General features: G+C 72.9%; 23 protein-coding genes. 11 read left to right on the top strand and 12 right to left on the bottom strand.

All coding sequences use genetic code 11. The features are described 5' to 3' along the window. The first annotated feature begins 25 nt into the window (after positions 1-25). Complete coding sequence (locus AB0F11_RS23805; RefSeq protein ID WP_362177174.1) at positions 26-2,512, top strand: DUF6185 family protein; 2,487 nt, start codon at positions 26-28, stop codon at positions 2,510-2,512. Positions 2,513-2,517: 5 nt separating this feature from the next. Here the strand turns inward: AB0F11_RS23805 and AB0F11_RS23800 are convergent, their stop codons facing one another. Then, positions 2,518-3,426, bottom strand: a complete 909-nt coding sequence (locus AB0F11_RS23800) for an MBL fold metallo-hydrolase (protein ID WP_362177171.1) — start codon at positions 3,424-3,426, stop codon at positions 2,518-2,520. A 144-nt stretch (positions 3,427-3,570) separates the two neighbouring features. On the opposite strand from AB0F11_RS23800, the gene AB0F11_RS23795 reads away from it, so the two are divergent. Next, on the top strand, positions 3,571-3,999 hold the full coding sequence (locus AB0F11_RS23795; RefSeq protein WP_362177168.1) for a MarR family transcriptional regulator: 429 nt from the start codon (positions 3,571-3,573) through the stop codon (positions 3,997-3,999). Positions 4,000-4,023: 24 nt separating this feature from the next. On the opposite strand, the gene AB0F11_RS23790 is transcribed toward AB0F11_RS23795, so the two are convergent. Then, positions 4,024-4,275, bottom strand: a complete 252-nt coding sequence (locus AB0F11_RS23790) for a hypothetical protein (protein ID WP_362177165.1) — start codon at positions 4,273-4,275, stop codon at positions 4,024-4,026. Positions 4,276-4,537: 262 nt separating this feature from the next. Between AB0F11_RS23790 and AB0F11_RS23785 the strand changes: the two genes are divergently transcribed. Both AB0F11_RS23785 and AB0F11_RS23780 read left to right on the top strand, forming a co-directional pair. Next, complete coding sequence (locus AB0F11_RS23785; RefSeq protein WP_362177162.1) at positions 4,538-5,671, top strand: hypothetical protein; 1,134 nt, start codon at positions 4,538-4,540, stop codon at positions 5,669-5,671. Positions 5,672-5,726: 55 nt separating this feature from the next. Next, positions 5,727-6,821 carry a phosphotransferase family protein gene (locus tag AB0F11_RS23780; RefSeq protein ID WP_362177159.1) on the top strand — a complete coding sequence of 365 codons (1,095 nt, stop codon included), beginning with the start codon at positions 5,727-5,729 and terminating at the stop codon, positions 6,819-6,821. 47 nt (positions 6,822-6,868) lie between these two features. On the opposite strand, the gene AB0F11_RS23775 is transcribed toward AB0F11_RS23780, so the two are convergent. Further along, complete coding sequence (locus tag AB0F11_RS23775) at positions 6,869-7,312, bottom strand: hypothetical protein (RefSeq protein ID WP_362177156.1); 444 nt, start codon at positions 7,310-7,312, stop codon at positions 6,869-6,871. 218 nt (positions 7,313-7,530) lie between these two features. Here AB0F11_RS23775 and AB0F11_RS23770 point away from each other — a divergent pair, with 218 nt between their 5' ends. From AB0F11_RS23770 to fxsA, 4 genes are all read left to right on the top strand, one after another. After that, on the top strand, positions 7,531-7,971 hold the full coding sequence (locus AB0F11_RS23770) for an Lrp/AsnC family transcriptional regulator (RefSeq protein ID WP_361913816.1): 441 nt from the start codon (positions 7,531-7,533) through the stop codon (positions 7,969-7,971). A 102-nt stretch (positions 7,972-8,073) separates the two neighbouring features. After that, positions 8,074-9,720 carry an amidohydrolase gene (locus AB0F11_RS23765; RefSeq protein ID WP_362177153.1) on the top strand — a complete coding sequence of 549 codons (1,647 nt, stop codon included), beginning with the start codon at positions 8,074-8,076 and terminating at the stop codon, positions 9,718-9,720. Positions 9,721-10,016: 296 nt separating this feature from the next. Next, positions 10,017-10,826 (top strand): polyprenol monophosphomannose synthase, encoded by an 810-nt coding sequence (locus AB0F11_RS23760; RefSeq protein ID WP_362177151.1) that lies wholly within the window; start codon positions 10,017-10,019, stop codon positions 10,824-10,826. A gap of 87 nt (positions 10,827-10,913) precedes the next feature. Beyond that, the gene (fxsA, locus tag AB0F11_RS23755; protein ID WP_362177148.1) at positions 10,914-11,498 is read left to right on the top strand and encodes an FxsA family membrane protein; all 585 of its coding nucleotides are present in this window, start codon (positions 10,914-10,916) and stop codon (positions 11,496-11,498) included. Between the two features lie 106 nt (positions 11,499-11,604). On the opposite strand, the gene AB0F11_RS23750 is transcribed toward fxsA, so the two are convergent. The 3 genes from AB0F11_RS23750 to AB0F11_RS23740 form a co-directional block, all read right to left on the bottom strand. Further along, entirely contained in the window at positions 11,605-11,979 is a 375-nt protein-coding gene (locus tag AB0F11_RS23750) for an RNA polymerase-binding protein RbpA (RefSeq protein WP_007262928.1), read from the bottom strand. Between the two features lie 350 nt (positions 11,980-12,329). Beyond that, positions 12,330-13,712: an MFS transporter gene (locus AB0F11_RS23745; protein WP_362177146.1), complete on the bottom strand. Its 1,383-nt coding sequence runs from the start codon at positions 13,710-13,712 to the stop codon at positions 12,330-12,332. Positions 13,713-13,779: 67 nt separating this feature from the next. Continuing rightward, positions 13,780-14,556: a glycerophosphodiester phosphodiesterase gene (locus tag AB0F11_RS23740; protein WP_362177143.1), complete on the bottom strand. Its 777-nt coding sequence runs from the start codon at positions 14,554-14,556 to the stop codon at positions 13,780-13,782. Positions 14,557-14,868: 312 nt separating this feature from the next. Between AB0F11_RS23740 and AB0F11_RS23735 the strand changes: the two genes are divergently transcribed. Then, the gene (locus AB0F11_RS23735; protein ID WP_362177140.1) at positions 14,869-16,371 is read left to right on the top strand and encodes a PLP-dependent aminotransferase family protein; all 1,503 of its coding nucleotides are present in this window, start codon (positions 14,869-14,871) and stop codon (positions 16,369-16,371) included. 14 nt (positions 16,372-16,385) lie between these two features. On the opposite strand, the gene AB0F11_RS23730 is transcribed toward AB0F11_RS23735, so the two are convergent. Both AB0F11_RS23730 and AB0F11_RS23725 read right to left on the bottom strand, forming a co-directional pair. Further along, on the bottom strand, positions 16,386-18,017 hold the full coding sequence (locus AB0F11_RS23730) for a hypothetical protein (protein WP_362177137.1): 1,632 nt from the start codon (positions 18,015-18,017) through the stop codon (positions 16,386-16,388). 42 nt (positions 18,018-18,059) lie between these two features. Beyond that, positions 18,060-18,254, bottom strand: coding sequence for a hypothetical protein (locus AB0F11_RS23725; protein ID WP_030162614.1), 195 nt, complete (start codon positions 18,252-18,254; stop codon positions 18,060-18,062). Between the two features lie 346 nt (positions 18,255-18,600). Between AB0F11_RS23725 and AB0F11_RS23720 the strand changes: the two genes are divergently transcribed. Continuing rightward, positions 18,601-19,077: an ankyrin repeat domain-containing protein gene (locus AB0F11_RS23720; protein ID WP_362177134.1), complete on the top strand. Its 477-nt coding sequence runs from the start codon at positions 18,601-18,603 to the stop codon at positions 19,075-19,077. Between the two features lie 364 nt (positions 19,078-19,441). Beyond that, the gene (locus AB0F11_RS23715) at positions 19,442-20,839 is read left to right on the top strand and encodes a HEAT repeat domain-containing protein (RefSeq protein WP_362177131.1); all 1,398 of its coding nucleotides are present in this window, start codon (positions 19,442-19,444) and stop codon (positions 20,837-20,839) included. An 88-nt stretch (positions 20,840-20,927) separates the two neighbouring features. Here the strand turns inward: AB0F11_RS23715 and AB0F11_RS23710 are convergent, their stop codons facing one another. From AB0F11_RS23710 to AB0F11_RS23695, 4 genes are all read right to left on the bottom strand, one after another. Then, positions 20,928-21,665, bottom strand: coding sequence for a hypothetical protein (locus AB0F11_RS23710; protein WP_362177128.1), 738 nt, complete (start codon positions 21,663-21,665; stop codon positions 20,928-20,930). Beyond that, complete coding sequence (locus AB0F11_RS23705) at positions 21,662-22,243, bottom strand: RNA polymerase sigma factor (protein WP_362177125.1); 582 nt, start codon at positions 22,241-22,243, stop codon at positions 21,662-21,664. The genes AB0F11_RS23710 and AB0F11_RS23705 overlap by 4 nt, the downstream gene beginning before the upstream one ends. A 144-nt stretch (positions 22,244-22,387) precedes the next feature. Further along, positions 22,388-23,287, bottom strand: coding sequence for a biotin-dependent carboxyltransferase family protein (locus AB0F11_RS23700; RefSeq protein WP_362177122.1), 900 nt, complete (start codon positions 23,285-23,287; stop codon positions 22,388-22,390). Further along, complete coding sequence (locus tag AB0F11_RS23695) at positions 23,284-23,925, bottom strand: allophanate hydrolase subunit 1 (protein WP_362177235.1); 642 nt, start codon at positions 23,923-23,925, stop codon at positions 23,284-23,286. Before AB0F11_RS23695 ends, AB0F11_RS23700 begins: the two co-directional genes overlap by 4 nt. Positions 23,926-23,927 lie beyond the last annotated feature (2 nt).

Raw genomic sequence — 23,927 nt, 5'->3', positions numbered from 1 at the left:
GCCCGCCTGTGATCACCCTGGACCGGTGATCCCTCTCAGGCGCCCCGGGCTGCTCTTGCTGCACGCGCTGCTGCTCGGCCTCCTCTTCGTCATGCTGCCGGGCGCGGGGGAGGCCCGCGCGGCCGAGAACTGCCGCGCCGACCAGCTGCGCGGAGCGACGGTCAAGGCCTCGGCGAAGTTCGACCACCGCGGCCGCGACACCAGCATGCTTACGAGCGTCATGGACATCCGGATCCCGGCAGGCTGGGAGCCTGCGCCAGCCCTTCTTCTGGACGCCCACTCGCACGACTATCGCTTCGCATTGAGATGCCTGCTCGGAAAAGTAACGGAGAAATCATTTTTCGATCAAGATGAGTGGCGGCTAAAGCCGCTTACCGTGGCAGCTGATGGAAAAACGGTCACCGTTCACTATGAGGCTGTCGTATGGGTTCAGGGGCTCGACGAGTACCGGGTTGGCCCCTGGGTGCTGGCTGCTGGAAAGACAGAGTGGACGATTTGGTTGAAACCCTCCAGAAACTTGTCCGGAGCGTGGTGGGAAAACGTACGTGTCCATCTCGGTGGCCCGGGGGCAATGTCGGCCACTCCTCCAGCGACCTTCGGCGAAAAAGGGACGATGTTGAGGTGGCGAAACGGGAGGATAATTGAGCTCCATTCCATCGTTTTCCGACCTCCCTCGCCGCAGCAATGGAACGCCATTGCCTTGTCGAGTAGTCAACTCTGGGAAGTGCTGGGTGGCTACAGTGCGTCAGGTGCGTTCTGGTGCGTCGCAGCTGGTGTTCTCCTGCTCGTTTGCGCCAGGAGGATTCGCCGAAGCCTTGGAGGAGGTATTGAGGCGACAGAAAAAAAGGCCATCAGGGCGCTGGTTCTGTGGGCATTCCTGCAGACGTTTCTTGTTCTTGTCGGCTACCTGGGTGACAACATCTACCGTCTGCTTGAGCAGCAATTTTCGTGGAAGAATGGCTATGGGGCGACGGTAGAACTGTTTTCCTTGATTGTCTTCGGTGTGGCCCTGTGCTTTTTCGGGAGGGTGGAGAAGGGCCTCCTTGTTCTGGTGTGCACTCTCAGCCTCTGTGTTGCGGCCTTGGCTTTGACGTCCGAGCTGGCCGAGCTCCCTTTGATGCCGACCAGTGACATTGCGATTACCTTCCCTGGCACATGGGTGGTGGTGATCGTTTACCTGGCGCTGTCCTTCGTGTGCTGCATGGGGCTGATTTCGGCCGGGCAGCGTCTCCTATTCATGGGAGACAGGATGTTGCCCACGTGGGTTACGGTATCTCTTTCCATTGTGGCATCTGTCATGACTATCCTGTGGGCCCATTTCGCTCTGGAGCGTGACTGGCAACGCACGAGTTGGCTCGCCGACCCTGAATGGAGCAGTTATAGGGAGAATTGGCAGGCGGAAATCAACTGGTTTTGGTCATGGTTTCCCGAAGACATGCTGGACACGCTGCTTGCGTTGCTTTCGGTCCTCACCTCAGTGGCCCTGGTCGGGGTGCTCCGGGTCTGCAGGGTTGAGCGACACGAGGAGGACGCATTCACTCCAAACCGTGCCGAGAGGTTCCTCTTCGTGGTCTTCTTTGCGGTGGCAGTCGTGCCCGGGGACGCTTACTACTTCGGTTTCTCCGGTCAGATCCTAACCTTTACTCTCGCTCTCTTTTCGGCGTGGGGCATTCTTGTGCTAGGCGCCTCCAGATCCGTGCTGGAGCAGCCTTCCGCGAACAACACCCCTTTGGGCAAGGTCATCTCGCGAACATCTCCGTCGGACGTGTTGCGTCTGGCGCGCCGTTTTCGTGAACTTCAGTCCCATCTGCAGCGCCTCAGCGCGGCAAGCCAGTCGGATCGTTCCGTGGTGCAAGAATCGATCGAGCATGAAATTGATCGACTGGATCAGTGCCTACCGGAGGGTGTCAGGCCCATTGATCTGCCCTTCGCCTACGGCCCCATGCACTTGTGGTGGGACAACGCCTGTAGGTGTGCGCTCATCGCCTGCTTCATCGGCTTGCCCGCGACTGGGCTGATGTACTGGACCGCCATGGTCCAGAACGAGACCTGGGCCACCACCACAGAGATTCCCAGCGGATTCCTCTGGATTGTCCTCCAGATCGCGTTCTGGCACACCACGTGGGTGGCGGGAGGCTTCTTCCTGGGCGCGCTGTGGCGTGATCTCCCCGGTCGTCACGGGCCGACGAAGGCGTTCTGCGTCGCGGTCGCCTTCGCCGTCCCGGTTGCGGCCCACGAGATCATCACCCAGACCATCGGCCAAGCCACACCGAGCGCGGTCCGTTCCATCGCCGCCTTCGCGTCGGTGCTGACGTTCACTGGTCTGGCCATGGACATCCAGACGTTCCAGAGCGAGCGGCGCTACTGGCCGACCAACATGAGCCTGGTCGCCTACGTCTATCAAATGCGCATCGCATCGGTGGCGTTCTTCCTGGCTCAGATCCTCGCCCTCGCCACCATCTGGAAGACCATCCGGGAGGGCGGGCCGACTGCTCCCCCGCCCACTCGGTAGACAGCTCAGGCGTCCACGGGCCGCCAGGCAGGGCCCTCGGTGTTGCGGTCGACGCGGCCGAACACCACGTCGGCGAAGTGGACGCCGAAGCCGATCGTGTTCGGCTCCGACAGTTCGGCGACGAGGCTCGGGCGGTGGTCGGCGGTCGCGGTCTGGTCGTGGTCGAAGCCCGACGACCATTCGGGGTGGTCGGCCTGGATGGGGGAGTGCATGGCGTCGCCGAAGGCGATCAGGCGCCTGCCGCCCCCGGTGATGACGTACTCGGCATGTCCGACGGTGTGGCCCGGCGTGATCCGGACCTGGACGCCCGGGAAGATCTCCTGGCCGTCCGTGATCGTGCGGACGCGGGCCGCCAGGGCCGCGACCTGGTCGGCCATGCCCTGCTCCTCCAGGTGGTTCCGGCCCTCCCATTCCTGCTCGGAGATCAGGTACTCCGCGTGGGCGAGCAGCGGTCGGTCGGCGCCCGGGGCGGGGTGGCAGGCCCAGCCGAGGTGGTCGGCGTGGAGGTGGGTGAAGGCCACCGCCTCGATGTCCTCCGGGCGGCGGCCGAGCTCCGCCAGGCCGGCCGGCAGCGCGCCGCCCTGGATCGCGCCGAGCGGGCCCTCCGGGAGCTCCAGCGTCTGGGGGCCGAAGCCTGCGTCGATCAGCAGCGCACGGTCGCCGTGCTCCACCAGCAGGGAGCCGACGCTGCCCACGAGGTGGCCGGTGGCGTCCAGGTACTCCGGGTGCTCGGTCCATACCGCGTCGGTGGTGTCCGGGAGCAGCTGGAGCGGCCGGAGCCGGACGTTGCCGTCCGGCACGTACGAGACCTTGACGTCGCCCAGCCGTATCGAGCGGATCCCCGACGGCCGGCGCAGTCGTGCGTCCTGGTCCTGGTCCTGGTCCTGGTTCAGGGGCAGGGTCAAGTCGGGCATGGGTGCTCCCTCGTGAGGTGTCGTCAGGTGCCTGAGTGCCGCGATCTTCGCCGCGACGGCGCCCACCATAAGCAGCAAGTGCATCAAGTTCAAATCATTCAAGTTGTAAATGTTTTGGCTTGACGGAGTTGTTAGGGTGGCGGCATGACGACTTCACCGGAGCCGCAGGTCCTCGCCGAGCGGCAGCTGTGCGGCCTGGTGAACGGGCTGGCGCAGCGCATCGCCGAGCACGTGCGCGAGCGCGCCGCCGCCCTGGGCCTCACCGCGTCCCAGGCGACCGCACTGCGGGAGATGACCGGGCCGATGACCATGCGGGAGCTCTCCGAGCGCATGTGCTGCGAGCCCTCCAACACGACCTTCGTCGTCGACAAGCTGGAGAAGCAGGGCCTGATCGGGCGGCACCCGCACCCCACCGACCGCCGCGCCAAGCACCTCGTGCTCACCCCCGAGGGGGCCGCCCTGCGTGAACGGCTCCTCGGGCTCCTCGCCGCGGGCTCCCCGCTGTCCGGCCTCGATCTGCAGGAGCAGGGCGTTCTCCGCGGCCTGCTGGAGCGAGCCCTCACCGGCCCGTAAGCCGGCTCTGGGCCGGCCCCGGCGTCAGCCGCCGAACAGCGGGCCGCTCGGCCAGATCGGGGAGGTCGCGACCTGCGACCATTCCGGGTCGCCATGGCCCGGCAGGGTGCGGCCGGCCGCGGCCCAGCGGGCCAGCAGCGCGCGGTAGATCGGCGGGTCCGGCTGCCTGGGCTGAGCCGGTTGCCGAATCGAATGCCGAATCGATTCTTCGTAGTCGTACGGCGTCGGGCGCCGCCGTCGGCCCGTCCGTGGCGCGGGGGTGTCGAGTGCGGTCATACCGCCCCAACGCGCCGCTCGACCCGGGGGTAATCCCACGGGCCGCCCGGGGATCCGTTCGAGATGTCCCCGTCCTCCGCCGCGCCCGCCGCCGGATCGATGGCCAGGCGTGCCGGGCTGTCAGGAAGTGACAGAACTCTGGCCGGGGAGAGACTTTCTGACGTACCGTCATATCCGCTGCGACGACGGCGCCGACGTCGACTTCGGCGTCGACGCACCTCGTACTCCCGCGCTCACGCACCGCGTCCCCAGGAGATTCGCCATGCCCGCGGACCGCCCCGTACCCCTGGACGAGTACCCCGTCCACCAGGCCCCGCTGTCGATGAAGCACACCGTCAGCGGCGACCGGAACGCCTACGACCGCTGCATCTTCCACGTCTTCGACCACGCCGGCCGCGCCGTCCTCATCCTCGGCCTCGGCGTCTACCCCAACACCGGTGTCATCGACGCCTACGCCACCCTCCGCATCGGCGACGAACTCCTCGCCGTCCGCGCCTCCGACGCCCTCACCGACGACCGCATGAACCTCGCCGTCGGCCCCCTGCGCATCACCGTCGACGAACCGCTCCGCCGCATCTCCCTGCACTGCGACCCCGACCCCGCCGACCCCGACGGCCTCTCGTACGACATCACCTGGACCGCCGAGTTCCCCGCCGTCTGGGAACCCCACCACACCCAGCGCCGCGGCGACCGCCTCATCCTGGAGGGCCGCCGCTTCGTCCAGGCCGGCCACGTCACCGGCACCCTGCGCGCCAAGGGCGAGGAGTTCACCCTCACCCCCGGCGACTGGACCGGCACCCGCGACCGCAGCTGGGGAGTGCGCCCCATCGCCGGCGAGGACGGCGGCCGCGCCGCCGAGGAGCACCGGCCCGAGGGCTTCCACTGGCTCTGGATCCCGGTCCGCTTCCCCGACCGGTTCGTCATGGTCATCGCCCAGGAGGACGCCGACGGCCACCGCACCCTCAACGAGGCCGTCCAGGTCTTCCCCGAGGACAGCGGCCGCCGCGACGTCCAGCTCGGCTGGCCGCACACCGACATCAGCTACCGCCCCGGCACCCGCCACCCCGTCAGCGCCGTCGTCCACCTCACCGACCCCGCCCGCAAACCGCTCGAACTCGGCGTGGAGATCCTCGCCTCCTCCCCGCTCGCCGTCGGCGCCGGCTACCCGCCCGCCACCGACTGGCAGCACGGCACCTGGCAGGGCCGCGGCTGGACCGACCGCCGCACCTACGACCTGTCCGATCCCGCCGCCCACCCCATGGCCGCCTTCGGCGTCACCGACCACGCCGCCCGCTTCACCCTCGACGGGCAGACCGGCCACGGCATCTTCGAGCACGGCACCTTCGGCCGCCACGACCCCAGCGGCTTCACCGACTACGGCTCGGTCGCCCCATAAACACCACCGGCACCAGCGTCGGCGACAGCGCCGACAGACCAGGAAAGGGGCAGGCATGGCAGCACCGGCACCACGTCCCCGCACCTCCACCCGCTCACCCGAGGAACTCGCCCGGCGCCTGACCGCCTGGCTCGACGGGCGCCTCCCCGGCGCCCGCGTCACCGGCGTCTCGGTACCCGCCTCCAACGGCATGTCCAGCGAAACCCTGCTCTTCGACATCGACCACCCCGACGCCCCGGTCCGCGCCTGCGCCCTGCGCCTCGCCGCCGACCCGGCCGCCTACACCGTCTTCCCCACCTACGACATGCCCCGCCAGCACCGCGTCATGAGCCTGGTCGCCGCCCGCACCGACCTGCCCGTCCCGCGCGTGCTGTGGCTGGAGGAGGACCCCGGACCCCTCGGAGCCCCGTTCTTCGTCATGGCCCGCGCCGAAGGCCGCGTCCCGCCTGACGTCATGCCCTACACCTACGAGGGCAACTGGCTGCACGACGCCACCGACGCCGAACGCGCCGCCCTCCAGGAGGCGAGCATCTCCCTCCTCGCCCGCCTGCACGACCAATTCCCCGCCAAAGAAGCCGAGTTCCTGCTCCCCGACGGCCCCGGAAGCCCCCTGCGCCGGCACGTCGACGCCCAACGCGCCTACTACGCCTGGGTCGTCGACGGCCTCGCCCCGTCACCGCTCCTGGAACGGGCCTTCGACCGGCTGGAGGAGCTGTGGCCCGCCGACGAGGGGCCCGCCGTGCTCAACTGGGGCGACGCCCGCATCGGCAACATCGTCTACGACGGCTTCGAACCGGCCGCCGTCCTGGACTGGGAGATGGCCGCCTGCGCCCCGCGCGAGGTCGACCTCGGCTGGACCGTCTACCTCCACCGCTTCTTCCAGGACCTCACCACCGGCTTCGGCCAGCCCGGCCTGCCCGGCTTCCTGCGCCGCGAAGACCTCGAGCGGCGCTACGCCGAACTCACCGGGCACACCCCGCGCGACATGGAGTTCCACACCCTGTACGCGGCCCTGCGCCACGGCATCGTGATGCTGCGCATCGCCTACCGGCAGGCGTACTTCGGGGAGGTCGAGGTCCCGGCCGACCCGGACGGCCTGATCCTGCACCACGCCACGATCGACGCGATGGTGCGCGGCACGTACTGGTAACCGGGTGGGCGGGGGTGCGGTCCGGGCCCGAGCGGCCCGGACCGGTGTCAGGCGGCCTGCGCGTGCCCGCTGCGCTGCGGCGGCACGGTCGGCGACAGGAGCCGTACGGGACGCGAGCCGGGACCGCCCACGTGCGAGAACGGCTGCGTACGCCAGTCCAGACCCTGGGGCAGCGTCAGCAGCACGACCTCCAGGTCCTGGGACTCCTCCGAACCCGCGCCCGCGGCCGGCAGGGCCTCCACGGCCGGACGGCCGGTGCCCGCACACACGGTGAGCCCGAACGGGTTCCACGGCGTCAGGCAGAGCGCGTGCTCCGGCAGGTACTCCTCGTCCGCGACGAGGGCGATCGACTGGCCGCAGTCGGGGCAGACCGCGTGGTGCATCTCGAAGCCCTCGCCGTCCTCGAAGCCGTCGGCTTCGTCCGCGAAGCCGGACGCGCTCGGATCGAGGGGCTCCGGTTCGGTGCGACCGGCGCGCTTGGTGTTCTGCATGGATGTACTCCCCCTTGGGTGGGCCGGGCGTGGCATGTCCTTGGGCCTCGGCCACAGCAAGCACTTCCCGTCGCGCGGCACGAGTAACCACAACAACCCGGCACAGGAGGGCATACCCTTGTGGCTTTGGTCACATGCCCGGCGCAGGTGCCACTTGTGGGCGGACAGCACTGGGCCTGGGGCGCCCTCGGGCCGTAGGTTGAGCGGCTATGAGCGCTATGGAGGAGCTGGACCGCCAGATCGTGGATCTGCTGGTGCGGGACGGGCGGATGAGCTACACGGACCTGGGCAAGGCCACGGGACTGTCCACGTCGGCGGTGCACCAGCGGGTACGCCGCCTGGAGCAGCGGGGCGTGATCCGCGGCTACGCGGCCGTCGTCGACCCCGAGGCCGTCGGCCTGCCCCTGACGGCCTTCATCTCCGTGAAGCCCTTCGACCCCAGCGCCCCCGACGACATCGCCGACCGGCTCGCCGGCGTACCGGAGATCGAGGCCTGCCACAGCGTCGCCGGCGACGAGAACTACATCCTCAAGGTCCGCGTCGCGACCCCGCTCGAACTGGAGGACCTGCTGAGCCGCCTGCGGGCCCTGGCCCACGTCTCGACGCGGACCACGGTGGTCCTCTCCACCCCGTACGAGGCCCGCCCGCCCCGCATCTGACCCCGCGACCGGACCGCGACCGGACCGCGACCGGACCGCCCCGCCCCGGGGGCCAGGGGGGCGCGGTCGAACCGGCCCCGGCGAACCGGGAGACTGGTGCGCATGACTGACCGCACCGCCCATTCCGCCGACGCCGCCGGAGCCCCCTCGCCCGCACCGGCCCCCGACCGGACCGTCCTCCTGCGCGGCGGCGAGGTACACAGCCCCGCCGACCCCTTCGCCACCGCGATGGTCGTCGAGCGGGGCCACATCGCCTGGGTCGGCTCCGAGGGCGCCGCCGACGCCTTCGCGCAGGGCGTGGACGAGGTCGTCGACCTCGGCGGTGCGCTCGTCACCCCCGCCTTCACCGACGCGCACGTCCACACCACCTCCGCGGGCCTCGCCCTCACCGGGCTCGACCTCACCGGCGCCGCCTCGCTCGCCGAGGCCCTGGGCCTCGTCCGCGAGTACGCCCGCCGCCGGCCCGCCGACCGCGTCCTGCTCGGCCACGGCTGGGACGCCGCCCGCTGGCCCGAACGCCGGGCGCCCCGCCGCGCCGAGCTCGACGAGGCCGCCGACGGCCGCCCGCTCTACCTCAGCCGCGTCGACGTCCACTCCGCCGTGGTCACCACCGCCCTGCTGGACCTCGTACCCGCCGTCGTCGTCCGCGGCGACGAACCCCTGACCCGCGACGACCACCACGCCGTCCGCAAGGCCGCGCTCGCCGCAGTCACCCCCGCCCAGCGCGCCGAGGCCCAGCGGGCCGCCCTCGACCACGCCGCCTCCCTCGGCATCGGCTCCGTCCACGAGTGCGGCGGCCCCGACATCTCCTCCGCCGAGGACTTCGCCGACCTGCTCAACCTCGCGCGCGAGCGGCCCGGCCCGCGCGTCTTCGGCTACTGGGCCGACCGCGACCTGGAACAGGCCAAGGCCCTCGGCGCCATCGGAGCCGCCGGCGACCTCTTCGCGGACGGCGCCCTCGGCTCCCACACCGCCTGCCTGCACGCCCCGTACACCGACGCCGCGCACACCGGCACCGGCTACCTCGGCGCCGCCGAGATCGCCGAGCACGTCGCCGCCTGCACCGAGGCGGGCCTCCAGGCCGGCTTCCACGCCATCGGCGACGCCGCGCTCACCGCCGTCGTCGAGGGCTTCCGCGCCGCCGCCGACCGGGTCGGCCTCGACCGCGTCCGCGCCGCCCGGCACCGCATCGAGCACGCCGAGATGATGACCGCCGAGACCATCGCGGCCTTCGCGGACCTGGGCCTGACCGCCTCCGTCCAGCCCGCCTTCGACGCTGCCTGGGGCGGCGAGGACGGCATGTACGCCGACCGGCTCGGCGCCGAGCGCGCCCGCACCCTCAACCCCTTCGCCGCCCTGCTCAAGGCCGGCGTGCCGCTCGCCTTCGGCTCCGACGCCCCCGTGACGCCCTTCGACCCCTGGGGGACCGTCCGCGCGGCCGCCTTCCACCGCACCCCCGAGCACCGCATCTCCGTACGGGCCGCCTTCACCGCGCACACGCGCGGCGGCTGGCGGGCCCTCGGCCGCGACGGGGCGGGCGTGCTGGTGCCCGGCGCCCCCGCCGACTACGCGCTGTGGCAGACCGGCGAACTGGTCGTCCAAGCCCCCGACGACCGGGTCGCCCGCTGGTCCACCGACCCCCGCTCCGGCACCCCCGGGCTTCCCGACCTGACCCCCGGCCGCGAACTGCCGGTGTGCCTGGCCACCGTCGTCGGAGGCCGGGAGGTTTTCGTACGGCCACAGGAGTGATCCCGCAGTTCCCGGGCTGGGTGGCGGGGGCCGGGCCCGGATAGGTTCGGCCGCGGCCACCACCGGGCGCCCGCAGTGGGCGGAGCCGTCCGCCCGGCGCGCCCGGGCCCCGGGTACGGGGAAGGTTTCGCCCGGCGGCGGGTGGCCCGGTGCCGGGGACCCGCGGTCCAGTAGACAACGGTCACGGCCGCCCGCCACAGGCGGGAGCGCGACCGGCCCGAAGGACCGCGGGCCCCGACCACTGTTCTAGAGTCATCCTCTGTGACAGGACGTACAAGAACGCGAAGGCGGACCCAGTGAGCGACGGCGGACAGCGGGGCCTCGGACCGCTCGGCACGACCTTGGTGATCATTCCGACCTTCAACGAGGCGGAGAACATCGGGCCGATCGTCGCCCGCGTGCGCGAGGCGGTCCCCGAGGCGCACATCCTGGTCGCGGACGACAACAGCCCCGACGGCACCGGCAAGCTCGCCGACGAGCTGGCGGCCGGCGACGACCACGTGCACGTCCTGCACCGCAAGGGCAAGGAAGGGCTGGGCGCCGCCTACCTGGCGGGCTTCGCCTGGGGCCTGGAGCGCGACTACGGCGTCCTCGTGGAGATGGACGCCGACGGCTCCCACCAGCCCGAGGAACTCCCGCGGCTGCTCACCGCCCTGGCCGGCGCCGACCTGGTCCTCGGCTCGCGCTGGGTGCCCGGCGGCCGGGTGGTCAACTGGCCCAAGAGCCGCGAGTTCCTCTCGCGCGGCGGCTCCACGTACTCCCGGCTGATGCTCGACGTCCCGATCCGCGACGTCACCGGCGGCTACCGCGCCTTCCGCCGCGAGACCCTGGAGGGGCTCGGCCTGGCCGAGGTGGCCTCCGCCGGGTACTGCTTCCAGGTGGACCTGGCGCGCCGGGCCGTGAAGGCCGGATTCCGCGTCGTGGAGGTGCCGATCACCTTCGTCGAGCGGGAATTCGGCGACAGCAAGATGAGCCGCGACATCGTGGTGGAGGCCCTGTGGCGGGTCACCCAGTGGGGCCTGCAGGCCCACGCGGCCAAGCTGACGGGGCACGACAAGGGGCACGACAAGGGCCACGGCAAGAGCCAGGACCAGCGCGGGAAGTAGGGCCGGGAGCAGCCGGAAAGCCTCCGGGGGACCACCGGTGCCTCCGGCTGAGGCCGCTTTTACGCCGTCCCGGGCACACTGGATGCCATGACGACCGGCGTTCCCACCTCGACGGCCCCCCGGCGGCGCTCGCCCGCCCGTACGTTCCTGCCCCTGGCGGTCGCCGCCTGGCTGGTCCTGGAGATCTGGCTGCTCGGCCTCGTCGCCGACGCGGGCGGCGCCCTCGCCGTCGCCGCGGTGCTCGCGGCCGGGCTGGTGCTGGGCGTGGTCGTCATCAAGCGGGCCGGGCGCCGGGCGTTTCGGAACCTGACGGACACCTTCCAGCAGGCGCAGCAGGGCCGCCCGCCGACGGGACGGCAGCCGGGCACGGGCACCTCCGGCAACGGCATGACCATGCTGGCCGGCCTGCTGCTGATCGTGCCGGGCCTGCTCTCCGACCTCGCCGCCCTGCTGCTGCTCGTCCCGCCCGTGCGGGCGTGGATCGGCCGCCGTACGGCGCGCACCCTGGAGCGCAGGATGGCCGCGGCCCCCTCCGGGAGCTTCGCCGACGCCTTCCAGCAGGCGCGCATCCACTACCCGGACGGCAAGGTCGTCCAGGGCGAGGTCATCCGCGAGGACCACCCGCAACGCCCCGAGCCCGATGCCGGACACCGGCCGCCGCTGGCGCCCTGACCGGCGTACGGCGAACGAAGCAATCCGAGGGCGAAACAAGAACAAGCCGAGGGCCCCGCCACCAGCTGGTGGCGGGGCCCTCGGCTCTGTTCTCTTCGTCCGGCCGTCAGGCGGACTTGCGGCTGTCCCGCGGATGCACGGCGATGTTCATGGCGCCGGAACGAAGGACCGCCAGCCTTTCGGCCAGGACCTCCTCCAGCTCCTCGCGGGTACGCCGCTCCATGAGCATGTCCCAGTGCGTTCGCGCGGGCTTGCCCTTCTTCTCCTCGGGCCCGTCCCCGTCCACCAGGAGTGCCATGGCGCCGCACGCCTTGCACTCCCACTCCGGCGGAATCTCTGCCTCAACCGAGAACGGCATCTCGAATCGATGTCCGTTCTGGCATGCGTACTCCACCGCCTGGCGCGGGGCCAGATCGATGCCGCGGTCCGTCTCGTAGCTGGTAACCACGAGCCGCGTACCGCGGAGAGCTCGCTCACTCATGAATCGTGCCTCCCGGGCTTGTCGCCCACAGGACAGGTGTCGCTGTCGTCGTCATCCGGTCAACGTCCGGTCGGCGGTATAGATTCCCGCTCCGGGTGATGCGTCGCCCGTCGTGCCGCCCCTTGTTGTACCCACCAATGCCCGTTTTGTCACATCTGGCAGCAGATGTCACCCAACGTCTTCACTTCTTCAGCGCGCAGTAACGCTCCGCCTGGCAGGCCAAAGGCGTACACTACCGGCCCTTTGCTTCAACGTCGAAATCCGTTCGGAATTCGTATGAAGATCCGGCCCCGGAGCCCGTGCCGGAGGGGCGCGGGCCGTGTCCTGAAACGTGATCGGCGCGGACGCGCTCAGATGCGCTCGGGAACAGGATTGCCCGCCGCGGCCACCGCGCGCCGCACCGGCACCCGCGCCAGCAGCACGAAACCCAGTGCGAAGAAGACCACCAGCGAGATGATCGCGTCCCGGTAGCTGCCCGTGACCTGGTACGTCAGGCCGAACACCAGCGGCCCGACCCAGCTCAGCCCGCGGTCGCTCATCTCGTACGCGGAGAAGTACTCCGCCTCCTTGCCCGCCGGGACCAGGTGCGAGAACAGCGAACGCGACAGCGCCTGGCTGCCGCCCAGCACCAGCCCGATCATCGAGGCGAGGGCGAAGAACCACACCGGGGTCCGGGCCGGCAGGAAGTACCCGACCCCCAGCGTCAGCGCCCACGCCGCCAGCGAGCCGAGGATCGTCCGCTTCGCCCCGTAGGTCCGGGCCAGCCGGCCCATCGCGAGGGCCCCGCCCACCGCCAGGACCTGCACCAGCAGCACCGCCCCGATCAGCGTGGACTGCTCCAGCTGCAGCTCCTCCGAGCCGTACACCGAAGCCTGGGAGATCACGGTCTGCACACCGTCGTTGTAGATCAGGTACGCCAGCAGGAACGACAGCGTCAGCGGATAGCGGCGCATGTCCTTCAGTGTCGCCACCAGCTGCTTCCAGCCGCTCACCGCCGGCTCCGCACCCGGCTCCCGGACGACCGCCCGGTCGCGCAGCCGGCGCAGCGGGATCACCGCGAAGGCCCCCCACCACAGGCCCGCCGAGGCCAGGCAGATCCGCACCGCCGCACCCTCCGACAGGCCGAACCCGTCGTGGCCCAGGTACAGGGCGAGGTTCGCCACCAGCATCAGCGAGCCCGCGGTGTAGCCGAAGGCCCAGCCCCGCGAGGAGACCGTGTCGCGCTCGTCGGGCGTGGAGATCTGCGGCAGGTAGGCGTTGTAGAGCACCATCGACACCGACAGCGCGGCATTGGCGACGATCAGCAGCAGCCCGCCCAGCAGGTAGCGCTCGCCGCCCAGGAAGAACATTCCGGTCGTCGCCGCGGCGCCCGTGTACGCGGCCACCGCCAGCAGCGGCTTCTTGCGGCCCGTCCGGTCCGCGAGCGCCCCCGCCAGCGGCATGATCAGCACCGCGAGGATCACCGACGCCGACACCGAGTACGCGAAGTAGGACCCGGCCCGCACCGGGATCCCCAGCGGGTGCACATAGCCCTCGGCGTCCGCCGCGGCCTTCGCCACGGAGGTCAGGTACGGCCCGAGGAATACCGTGAGCACGCTCGCCGAGTACACCGACACCGCGAAGTCGTAGAAGTACCAGCCCCGCTGCTCCCGCTTGCGCTCGGCAGCCGCCTCCGCGGCCGGTCTGCCGTCCTCGGAACCGGGTTCCGCTTCGTCCGTCGTCTGCGCACTCATCAGTGCCCCCTCGCTGGTCCCCGTACCGCACGGCCCGCGGGCCCCCGCGCGCAGGCCCGCAGCCCTGTCAGGCCCAGGCCCCGCGCCGGTCCAGCACCGTGCGCAAGATGTCGATCCGGTCGGTCATGATGCCATCGACTCCCAGGTCGAGGAGAGCCTCCATGCGTTCCGGTTCGTTCACGGTCCACACGTGCACCTGCAGACCCCGCTCGTGCGCGGCCCGCACGAACCTCCGGTCGACCACCGGGATCCCGCCCTGCCGCTCCGGCACCTGCGCCGCCACCGCCCCGGCGCGCAGCGCCGCCGGGATCGCCCAGGACCGCAGCCGCAGCCCCATCACGCCGCGCACCCCGTACGAGGTCGCCAGCCGCGGCCCGGCGAGCCGGTGCGCGCGGGCCACCCGGCTCTCCGAGAACGAACCCACGCACACCCGGTCCCACAGCCGCGCCCGGGCGATCAGGTTGACCAGCGGGAGCAGCGCCGACTCGGCCTTCACGTCGATGTTCCAGCGGGCGTCGGGGAACTCCTCCACCAGCTCCTCGAACAGCGGCAGCGGCTCACCGCCCCCCACCCGGACCCCGCGCAGCTCCTTCCACGCCAGCTCCGCGATCCGGCCCCGCCCGTCGGTGACCCGGTCCAGGGTCGCGTCGTGGAAGGCCACCAGCTTCCCGTCGGCCGTGGCGTGCACGTCGGTCTCGAAGTACCGGTACCCGGCGTCGGCGGCCCGCCGGAAGGCGGCGGCGGTGTTCTCCAGCCCGTCCGCGGCACCTCCGCGGTGCGCGAACGGGATGGGGGCCGGGTGGTCCAGATAGGGATGGCGAAGGGGTGCGGGTGCGTGCGTCACGGCGGCAGTATGCCTCCTCCAGGCCTGCGCGCCGCGGCCGCCCGGTGGCGGGACGGTGTCCGCGCGGTGGACCCGCGGTGAACCCGCCCGGCCGGTCCCTCGGTGGGCCGCCCGTGGGCCGCCAACCGACCGCCGACCGACCGACCGCCGACCGGCCGCCGACCGACCGCCGACCGGCCGCCGCCCGGTCCCGCCCGCCCCGCCCCTGGCCTCGCGGCCCCTCGCGTGGCACCCTGAGGCCGCACGGCCAATCCAATCCCAGGCGCAACCCGCGCCACCAGGGGCCAATTCGACGAAGGTGGACCGGACGGCATGGCGGAGTGGACCTCGGCGGTGGGCGCCGCACAGCTCGCACGGCTCATCACCTCCCAGCAGGAACGGCCTGGCCTCCCCGGCGCGCGCAAGCTCCCCGCGTACCGGTCGCTGGCCGACGGCATCCGCCTGCTCGTCCTCGAAGGCCGCGTCCCCGTGGCCGCCCGGCTCCCCGCCGAGCGCGAGCTCGCCGTCGCCCTCTCCGTCTCCCGCACCACCGTCGCCGCCGCCTACGAGGCCCTGCGCAGCGAGGGCTTCCTCGAATCCCGCCGCGGCGCCGGCAGCTGGACCTCCGTCCCCGCCGGCAACCCGCTGCCCGCCCGGGGCCTGGAGCCCCTGCCGCCCGAATCCCTCGGCTCGATGATCGACCTCGGCTGCGCCGCCCTCCCGGCCCCCGAGCCCTGGCTCACCAAGGCCGTGCAGGGCGCCCTGGAGGAACTCCCGCCGTACGCGCACACCCACGGCGACTACCCGGCCGGGCTGCCCGCCCTGCGCCGCATGCTCGCCGACCGCTACACCGAGCGCGGCATCGCCACCATGCCCGAGCAGATCATGGTCACCACCGGGGCCATGGGCGCCATGGACGCCATCTGCAGCCTCTTCGCGGGCCGCGGCGAGCGCATCGCCGTCGAATCCCCCTCCTACGCCAACATCCTCCAGCTGATGCGCGCCGCCGGCCTGCGGCTCGTCCCCGTCGCCATGGCCGACGGGCTCGCCGGCTGGGACCTGGGCACCTGGCGCCAGGTGCTGCGCGACGCCGCCCCCCGCCTCGCCTACGTCGTCGCCGACTTCCACAACCCCACCGGCGCCCTCGCCTCCGCCGAGCAGCGCCGGGCCATGGTCGAGGCGGCCCGCTCCGCCGGCACGGTGCTCGTCGTCGACGAGACCATGGCCGAGCTGCGGCTCGACCCCGGCCTGGAGATGCCGCGGCCCGTCTGCTCCTTCGACCCGGCCGGCTCCACCGTGATCACCGTCGGCTCCGCCAGCAAGGCCTTCTGGGCCGGCATGCGGATCGGCTGGGTCCGTGCGGCGCCCGACGTCATCCGCAGCCTGGTCGCGGCCCGCGCGTACGCCGACCTCGGCACGCCGGTGCTGGAGCAGCTCGCCGTGAACTGGCTCATGCGGACCGGCGGCTGGGAGGAGGCCGTGGAAATCCGCCGCGGCCAGGCCCGCGAGAACCGCGACGCGCTGGTCGCCGCCGTCCGCCGGGAGCTGCCCGACTGGGAGTTCGAGGTCCCGAAGGGCGGCCTCACCCTGTGGGCCCGGGCCGGCGGGCTCTCCGGGTCGCGGCTGGCCGAGGTCGGGGAGCGGGTCGGCGTACGGGTCCCCTCGGGCCCGCGGTTCGGCGTGGACGGGGCCTTCGAGGGCTACGTCCGCCTCCCGTTCACCGTCGGCGGCCCGGTCGCCGAGGAGGCCGCGACCCGCCTCGCGGCGGCCGCCCGCCTGGTCGGCACCGGAGCGGGCAGCAGCGGTGCAGAACCCCCGCGCACCTTCGTGGCCTGACCGCCGGACAGGCCCTACGGGGCCTCGGCCGGGATCTCCGGCAGCGGAGCGGCGTCCGCCGGGGGCCCCTGGGCCGGGGGCTGGGCCTGGAGCGGCTTGCCCAGGGCGACCCGCTCCGGGCCGCCGGCCGCGGCCCCCGACGGACGCCCGGGCAGCAGCTCCAGCACCGCCTGGCGGTGCGCCGGGGGCGCGGCTTCGTCGTACGGGTCCGGGGCCGCGGGCACCTGCAGCCGGTGCACCGGACCTGTCCCGAGCCGCACGTACCCGCGGCCCGGCGGCACGTGCGCCGTCGGCGTGGTGTGCGGCGGCAGCCCCAGCACCTCCGTGAGCTGCCGGACCGAGGCCGCGCCCAGCGCCACGCGGGCCCGCGTGTGCTGCCGTACCGCATCGTCCAGCAGCTCCATGTGGTCGAACTGCTCGGCCACCGCCACCGTGATGTGCGCGGCGCGCCCGTGCCGCAGCGGCACCTGCAGCCGTGCCAGCGGGTCGGGGGCCCCCTCGGCGGCCGCGAGGTGCGCGAGCACGCTGGGCCGGTCCAGCAGGATCCACAGCGGCCGCCGGGTGTCGTCCGGCGCCGGACGGCCCGCCTCCCGCGCCCGGTGGGCCGCGATCAGCCGCCGCTCGGTCTCGTGCGCAGCCCACTCCAGCATGGCCAGCGCCCCGGCCGGCCCGCTCTCCACGGCGAGCACGCCGCTGCGGCCCGACAGGCAGGCGAACTCCCCGCGGCCCCCGCCCTCCACCACCAGTACGTCGCCCCCGTGCGCCAGCGCCTGCAGCGCGATCGAGCGCAGCAGCGTCGAGGCCCCGCTGCCCGGCTGGCCCACGGCCAGCAGGTGCGGCTCCGTGGAGCGCGGCCCGGTGCGCCAGATCACCGGCGGCACGTCCCGCGGCTCGCCGTCCTCCAGGACGGGCAGCGTGCGCTGCACGTCGTCCCCGTCGGTGAAGCCGAGCACCGTCTCCCCGGGCGAGGTGACGAACGGCTGCGCGGCGATCCCCGTCGGGAGGGCGTCCAGCACCCTCAGGACGAGCTCGTTGCCCTCCTCGTCCCAGTCGAAGAGGTACTCCCGGCCGCGCCCGGACTTCGCGCGCAGCAGGGCCTCGATCCGGGCCCGCGAGGCCGCCTCGCCGTCGGTGAAGTAGGCGGGGTAGCGGATGCTCAGCCGCGTGAGGCGGCCCGCGCCGTCGAACGCGTACCCGCTGAAGACCCGGGCCCAGTCCCCGCCGTGGGCGAACAGCGGACTGGGATCCTCCGGGATGGAGAAGTACGGCACGAGCGCCTCGTACAGCGCGCCCAGCCGCTGGGTCTCGGCGGGAGTGGGCTCCGCCTTGACCGGGGTGCGCTCGCGGCCGTGCCAGGCGGCCGCCGCCATCAGGGTGACGAGGGTGAGCAGCGGCCCGTACGGGACGAGCGCGACCACGAGGACGCAGGCGGCGCCGAAGAACAGCGCGGGACCGCGCCTGTCCTTGGGGGTCCCGGCCCACCGGCGCCGCCCCGCCGCGGCCAGGACGCGCAGGCCGCGCCCGATGACCAGCAGCGGATGGAGGACGTCCGTGGCGTGGTCGGCTGCCGCGCGGGCAAGCTCGCGCCCCCGGGCCGGCGACGGGATGCCGCTGAAGGTGATGCGGGGGAGTGGGCGCCGGGCCACGGGCGTCTCCTGGAGTCGTGGTGGGGCGGGAGGGGCGGGCGGCTAGAGCTTGATCCCGCCGAGCAGGCTCGCGAGGCTGGCCGTGCTCGCCGTGATGCTGGGGGCGATGGCGGAACCCGCGAGGAAGAAGCCGAACAGCGCGCAGACGAAGGCGTGGGACAGCTTCATCCCGTCCTTCTTGAAGAACAGGAAGGCGATGATGCCGAGCAGGACGACGCCCGAGATGGACAGGATCATGAGTTCTCCTGGTGAGTGGGGACAGTCACCATCAGTTGTCCCAGGCTCACAGGAAGTATCAATGCGATAAAAGGTGCGTACGGGTGAATTCCGCTCCGTTTCACTTGACCGGCCCATGCCGGCTGGCGGAGCCGCCGCACACCGGCATCGCCCCCGGCCCCGGCCGGCCGGCGGACCGGCTGCAGACCCACCGCGTCCCACCTGGGCCGATCGGGGGCCAACCGGCATCCTTGCCTCGACCTGCACCCCGTATGTGCAGGTCCGGGCGCTACTCTGGCGATTCACCCGTACGGACGCAGCCCGTGCACACCCCTGCCCTCCTGTCCTGTGAAAGGCGGCACGAACGATGAGCGAGCACCAGCCCACCGAAAACGGCTCCCACGAGGCTCCCGAGGCCCCCGTGGCCCCCGAGACCTCCGGGGCTGCCGATGCCCCCGAGGCTCCCGACGAGGACGTCATCGAGCTCGCCACCAAGATCTTCGACCTCGCCCGCCAGGGCGAGACCGCGACGCTCGCCGCGTACCTCGACCACGGAGTCCCGGCCAACCTCACCAACGACCGCGGCGACACCCTCGTCATGCTGGCCGCCTACCACGGCCACGCCGACACCGTCACCGCCCTGCTCCAGCGGGGCGCCGAGGCCGACCGCGCCAACGACCGCGGCCAGACCCCGCTGGCCGGAGCCGTATTCAAGGGCGAGGAAGCCGTCATCCGGGCCCTGCTCGCCGCGGGCGCCGACCCGCACGCCGGCACCCCGTCCGCCGTGGACACGGCCCGCATGTTCGCCAAGGCCGAACTGCTGGAGCTGTTCGGGGCCAACTAGCGCAAGTAGTCGGAGCCCAACAGTCCGCTTTTGGCCGTGACCTGGCATGCTCCGATCGGCCACCGACCTCACGGGTTGGTCACGGCGGCCGTAAATGTGGTCGCGGCGCACAAACCGGCTGGGTCATCATGGCGTCGGATTCGATTCGCGAGCACGGCGGACGGGCAGGAGGGGGCAGGACACGACGGGTGTCCGAGCCACCTGCTGGCGAACCGGCCGCCTTGGTCGCGAAGCACCGACGAGAGTGAGAAGGCAATGGTCTACATCGAGCGGAACACGACGGCGAACGTCCTCACATGCTGTTACGCGGCCCTGTGAACCCTGATTCCCGGTTGCGTCCCCAGCTTGATTTGAGGCCATTCCCATGTTCGAACCAGTCATAGCGCCAAGCGGCACCCTGCTCGGGCTCCTCCAGCGGGGCCGCGGCGACGGCACCCTGCACGCCCTGGCGGCCCCCCGGCCCGAGGCCCTCGCGGCCCTCAACCAATGCGTGCTCCGTGACCCGCGCCAGGACTGGCAGGTAGAGAACCGCTCCCTGTACTACGCACGCCTGTACCTGGACCTCGACGGACCGCTGGGCGAGATCGAGAGCCACCTCTTCAGCGCCGAGGACCTCGTCGACGACTGCGAACACCGCACCGGCCTCGCCCTGTCCGTCCTGGGCCACCTCGCCTCGTACGGCCGCGACGACGCGCTCATCCTGCTGCGCAGGTACGCCGCCGCCGGAGCCAACTGGGCCTGGGCCCTCGACGAGCTCGCCCTGCGCGACGACGACGAGGGACTGCTGTCCCTCGCCGCACCCGTCCTCGCCCGCTTCCCCGCCACCGCCGAGGGCGAGGCGCGGCTGGCCGCCGCCGTCCGCGACGCCTACGAGCCCCGGCCCTGGTGCCTGTGGGAGGAGACCGCCGAGTACGGCGAGCGCCTCGCCGCGGCCCGCCGCCAGGGCTCCTTCGACCGCTGGCAGCGCCAGCTCACCCCCAACGGGCCCCGGCCCGGCTGGGGCGTCCAGGCCGTCTTCGACTGGGCCGCCGACGGCCTGCGCCGCGGCACCCCGCTGCACGTGCCCGCCGCGCGCTGTCTGGCCGCCGTCGCCTCCCCCGAGGACCGCGGCACCATCCTCGCCGCGGCCGCCGGAGCCCACGGGGACGCCGCCCGCGCCACCGCCCTGCACCACCTGGTCCTCGCCGAACCCGAGAACCCGGCCGTCCTGGACCTCATCGAAGCCGCCGCGGACGAAGCCGCCGTCGCCGCCTACGAGCGCATGTGCGGCCCCGCCGCCCTCGACCGCGCCCGCAGCTGGGCCCACCGGCCCGACGCCCTCGGCGAAGCCGCCGCCGCGCTCCTCGCCGCCCACGGCGGGGCCGAGGACACCGAGCTCGTCCTGGGCGCCCTGCGCTCCACCGTCCGCGGCTGCGGCCCGGACTCCCCGCGCCTGTTCGCCCTCGTCGACGGCGCCGGCCGGCTCTCCATCGGCTGCGCGGCACCGGTGCTGCGGCACATCTACCGCGAGACGGCCTCGTCCCACCTGCGCGGCCGCGCGGCCCGCGCCCTGGCGGGCACGGACCCGACGTTCGCGGCGGGCTTCGCGGTGGAGTGCCTCTGGGACTGCGAGGAGACCACCCGCGAGGTCGCGGCCCGCCACGCCGAAACCGCCGACGCCCGCGTGGCCCCGCGCCTGCGCCGCCTGGCCACGGACCCGGCGGAGGAGGAAGACGTCCAGTCGGCGGTCCGCAGCCGCATCGCCCCCGAATCGGCCGTCTAGGACCCGCTTCCCGACCGCCCGCACGCACGCAACGCCGTGGGCCGGCCCCTCGAAGGGCCGGCCCACGGCGCGTGCGCGTCCGTGCCCGCTACTGCGGCGGCGCGCCGGTCGGGAACAGGGGGTCCGGTCCCCTGGAGTTGTCGATCTCGCACGGTGTCAGCTTCGAGGTCTCCTTCACCCCGAAGCTGATCGACTCCTCACTGGTCGGCGGCCGGTCGGGCCACCCGAACACGAGGGTGTGGCCCGGGGGGACGGTCTTGGAGTTGATCCTCAGCACCATCCTGTTGCCGTCGTGCTGGAGGACCTCGCTGTCCGGATCGCGGGTCGTGGTCCCCGGAAGGAACTGCGGCCCCCGGTAGCCCCCGCTCGGATGCGGGCACTGCGAGCTGGGCTTCTTGGGCATCAGTGCGACGGTGACCCCCAGGGCCCGCAGCTGCTCCACCAGTCCCGGTATCTGGTCGTGCCGGGGCCTGTCGACCGTGATGCTTCCACTGCTGTCCCTGGTGGGCGCGGGCGAAACCCCCGTCGCGGCCGAGCCCGTCGGCACGGGCGGGGGCACAAGCGCGGTCGCCGCGGAGCCCGTCGGAGGGGGAGACACCATCGGCGCGGGCGTCGAGGACACCTGCGCCGGCAGCGAGCCTTCCCGGCCGGAGCCCGGCAGGGCCACCACCAGCCCTGCCGCCACGGCCGTCGCAACGGCCACGCCCAGCGGGATCCCGTACCGCCTGGCGAACGAGCGGGCGGGGGCGGGAGCCGGCGGCTCCGGCATCCTCGCAAGCAGCGCCGCCTTCAGCTGCTCCTCGAACGCGCGCGGCCTGCTGCTCATCGGGCTGCCTCCAGCCGGGATTCGGGAACGTCGGGAACGGGGATCGCCGAGCGCAGGGCGCGCCGGGCGCGGTGCAGGCGGACCCGGACCGTCGCCTGGGTGACGCCGAGGGCCTGCGCGGCCTCGGCGGGGGTGAGCTCGTCGACGACCACCAGGTCCAGCGCCGCGCGCAGCGGCTCCGAGAGCGCCGCATGGCGCTCGGCCAGGGCCCGGAAGGCCCGTTCGGCATCGATCCGCTCCTCCAGCGCGGCGACGTCCTCCTCGTCGAGCAGGCGGCGCCCGCTCAGACGCGCCAGCGCGCCGCTCTCGCGGGCCAGCCCCCGGGCGTGGCCCGCCAGGACGTTGCGGGCTATGCCGAACAGCCAGGCGATCGGTGCGCCCCGGCGGGGCCGGTAGGCGCCGGCCGACCCCATGGCGGCGAGGAAGATGTCGGCTGTCAGGTCCGCCGCCAGGTGGGGGTCGCTGACCCGGCGGGTCACGAAGCCGAGGACGGCGTCGATGTGCTGCTCGTAGAACGCCCCGAACCCGTCGTGCGTCGTGAGATCCGGTGGGCCGGTCTCCTGTCGTGGGCTGCGCACCCGGCAACCTCCCCTGTTCTACGGAACCCGATCGGCCCCTCTCACCCTGTACTTGGCCGAACCCTCCCTGAACGTTTCACCGGGAACGTTTCACCGCCCGTCGCGCGGGCGGCATTCGGCGGCCGCTCCACCGGCACGGGGGCCTCAGCGGCACCTCACGAAGCGCACCGGAACCCCCGGCCGGGACTGGGCCGCTGCGTTCAAGGCCGGGCCCGGGGGGACCACGCCGACCACCGGGTAGCCGCCCGTGACCGGGTGGTCCGCCAGGAAGACCACCGGCATGCCGTCCGGCGGGACCTGGACCGCGCCCAGGACCATCCCCTCGCTCGGGAGCTCCCCGGAGCGGGCGCGGGCCAGTGGCGGTCCGGCCTCCGTGCGCAGGCCGATCCGGTTCGACGCCGGGGACACCCGGTACACCGAACGCCACAGCGCGGCGAGCGAAGCCGGCTCGAACCAGTCCGCCCGCGGCCCCGGCCCCAGCGGGAGCACCAGCTCGGCCGGAGCCCCCGGCGCCCGCAGCGTGTCCGCCCCGCGGACCGGGTCCGGGCCGGCCGGGCCGACCGGGAGCACCGTCCCCGCCACCGGTACGGCCGGGCCCAGCCCGGACAGCAGGTCCGTGGAGCGACTGCCCAGCACCGGCGGCACGCCCAGGCCTCCCCGCACGGCGACGTAGCTGCGCACCCCCGACTCCGCCCGGCCGACCTCCAGCACCGCCCCCGCCGGGACCCGGACCGGCGCTCCCCAGGCCGCCGGGCGCCCGGAGATCCGTACCGCACACGGCGCACCGGTGACGGCCGCGGTCACCGCGCTCCCGGCCGGGCCCACCACCCGCAGCCCGACCCCGTCCACGGTGGTCTCCAGCGCGGCCGCGCCCGGGGGGTTGCCCAGGAGCCGGTTGGCCAGGGCGTACGCTCCGGCGTCCAGTGCGCCGGACCGCGGCACGCCCAGGTGGGCGTATCCGGGCCGGCCCCGGTCCTGGACCGTGGTCAGCGCCCCCGGACGGACCACTTCCAGCACCGCCGCAGCCACAGAGCCCCCGCTCACCCCGCCACCTCCTCGAACCGCACCCGTACCCCCGGCGCGAACAGCGCCGCCGGCTCTCGCTGCGGGTCCCACAGCACGGCGTCCGCGGTCCCGATCAGCTGCCAGCCGCCGGGGGAGGAACGCGGGTACACCCCGGCGTACTCGCCCGCCAGCGCCAGCGAGCCGGCCGGGACGGCCGTCCGCGGTGTGGCCCGGCGCGGCAGGTGGAAGCGCTCCGGCAGCCCGGTCAGGTACCCGAACCCGGGAGCGAACCCGCAGAACGCCACCCGGAACACCACCGAGCCGACGACCTCCGCCACCTCCCGCTCCGCCGTGCCCCACAGCCGGGCCACCTCCGCGAGGTCCGGCCCGTCGTACCGCACGGGGACGGTGACCAGCGGCCCCTGCGTCTCCCGGAGCGGCGGCACCTCCCAGCGCACGATCCGCTCGGCCAGCGCCGCAGGGTCGCGTACGCCGTCCAGCAGCACCGTCCGCGCGGCCGGCACCACATCGCGTACGCCGCCGGCCGCCGCGCCGCGCAGCTCGCCCGCACCCCCCAGCTCGCCCGCCGCGCGTCGGCGCAGCACCTCCGCGTGGAGGGCGGCCACCTCGGCCGCCGAGTCCAGCTCGACGAGCACCGCCTCGCCGCCCACCACCATCG

Source organism: Streptomyces sp. NPDC032472 (assembly GCF_040636955.1).
In the GTDB taxonomy this organism is placed as follows: Bacteria; Actinomycetota; Actinomycetes; order Streptomycetales; family Streptomycetaceae; genus Streptomyces.
This window is presented reverse-complemented; position numbering and strand designations above follow the sequence as displayed.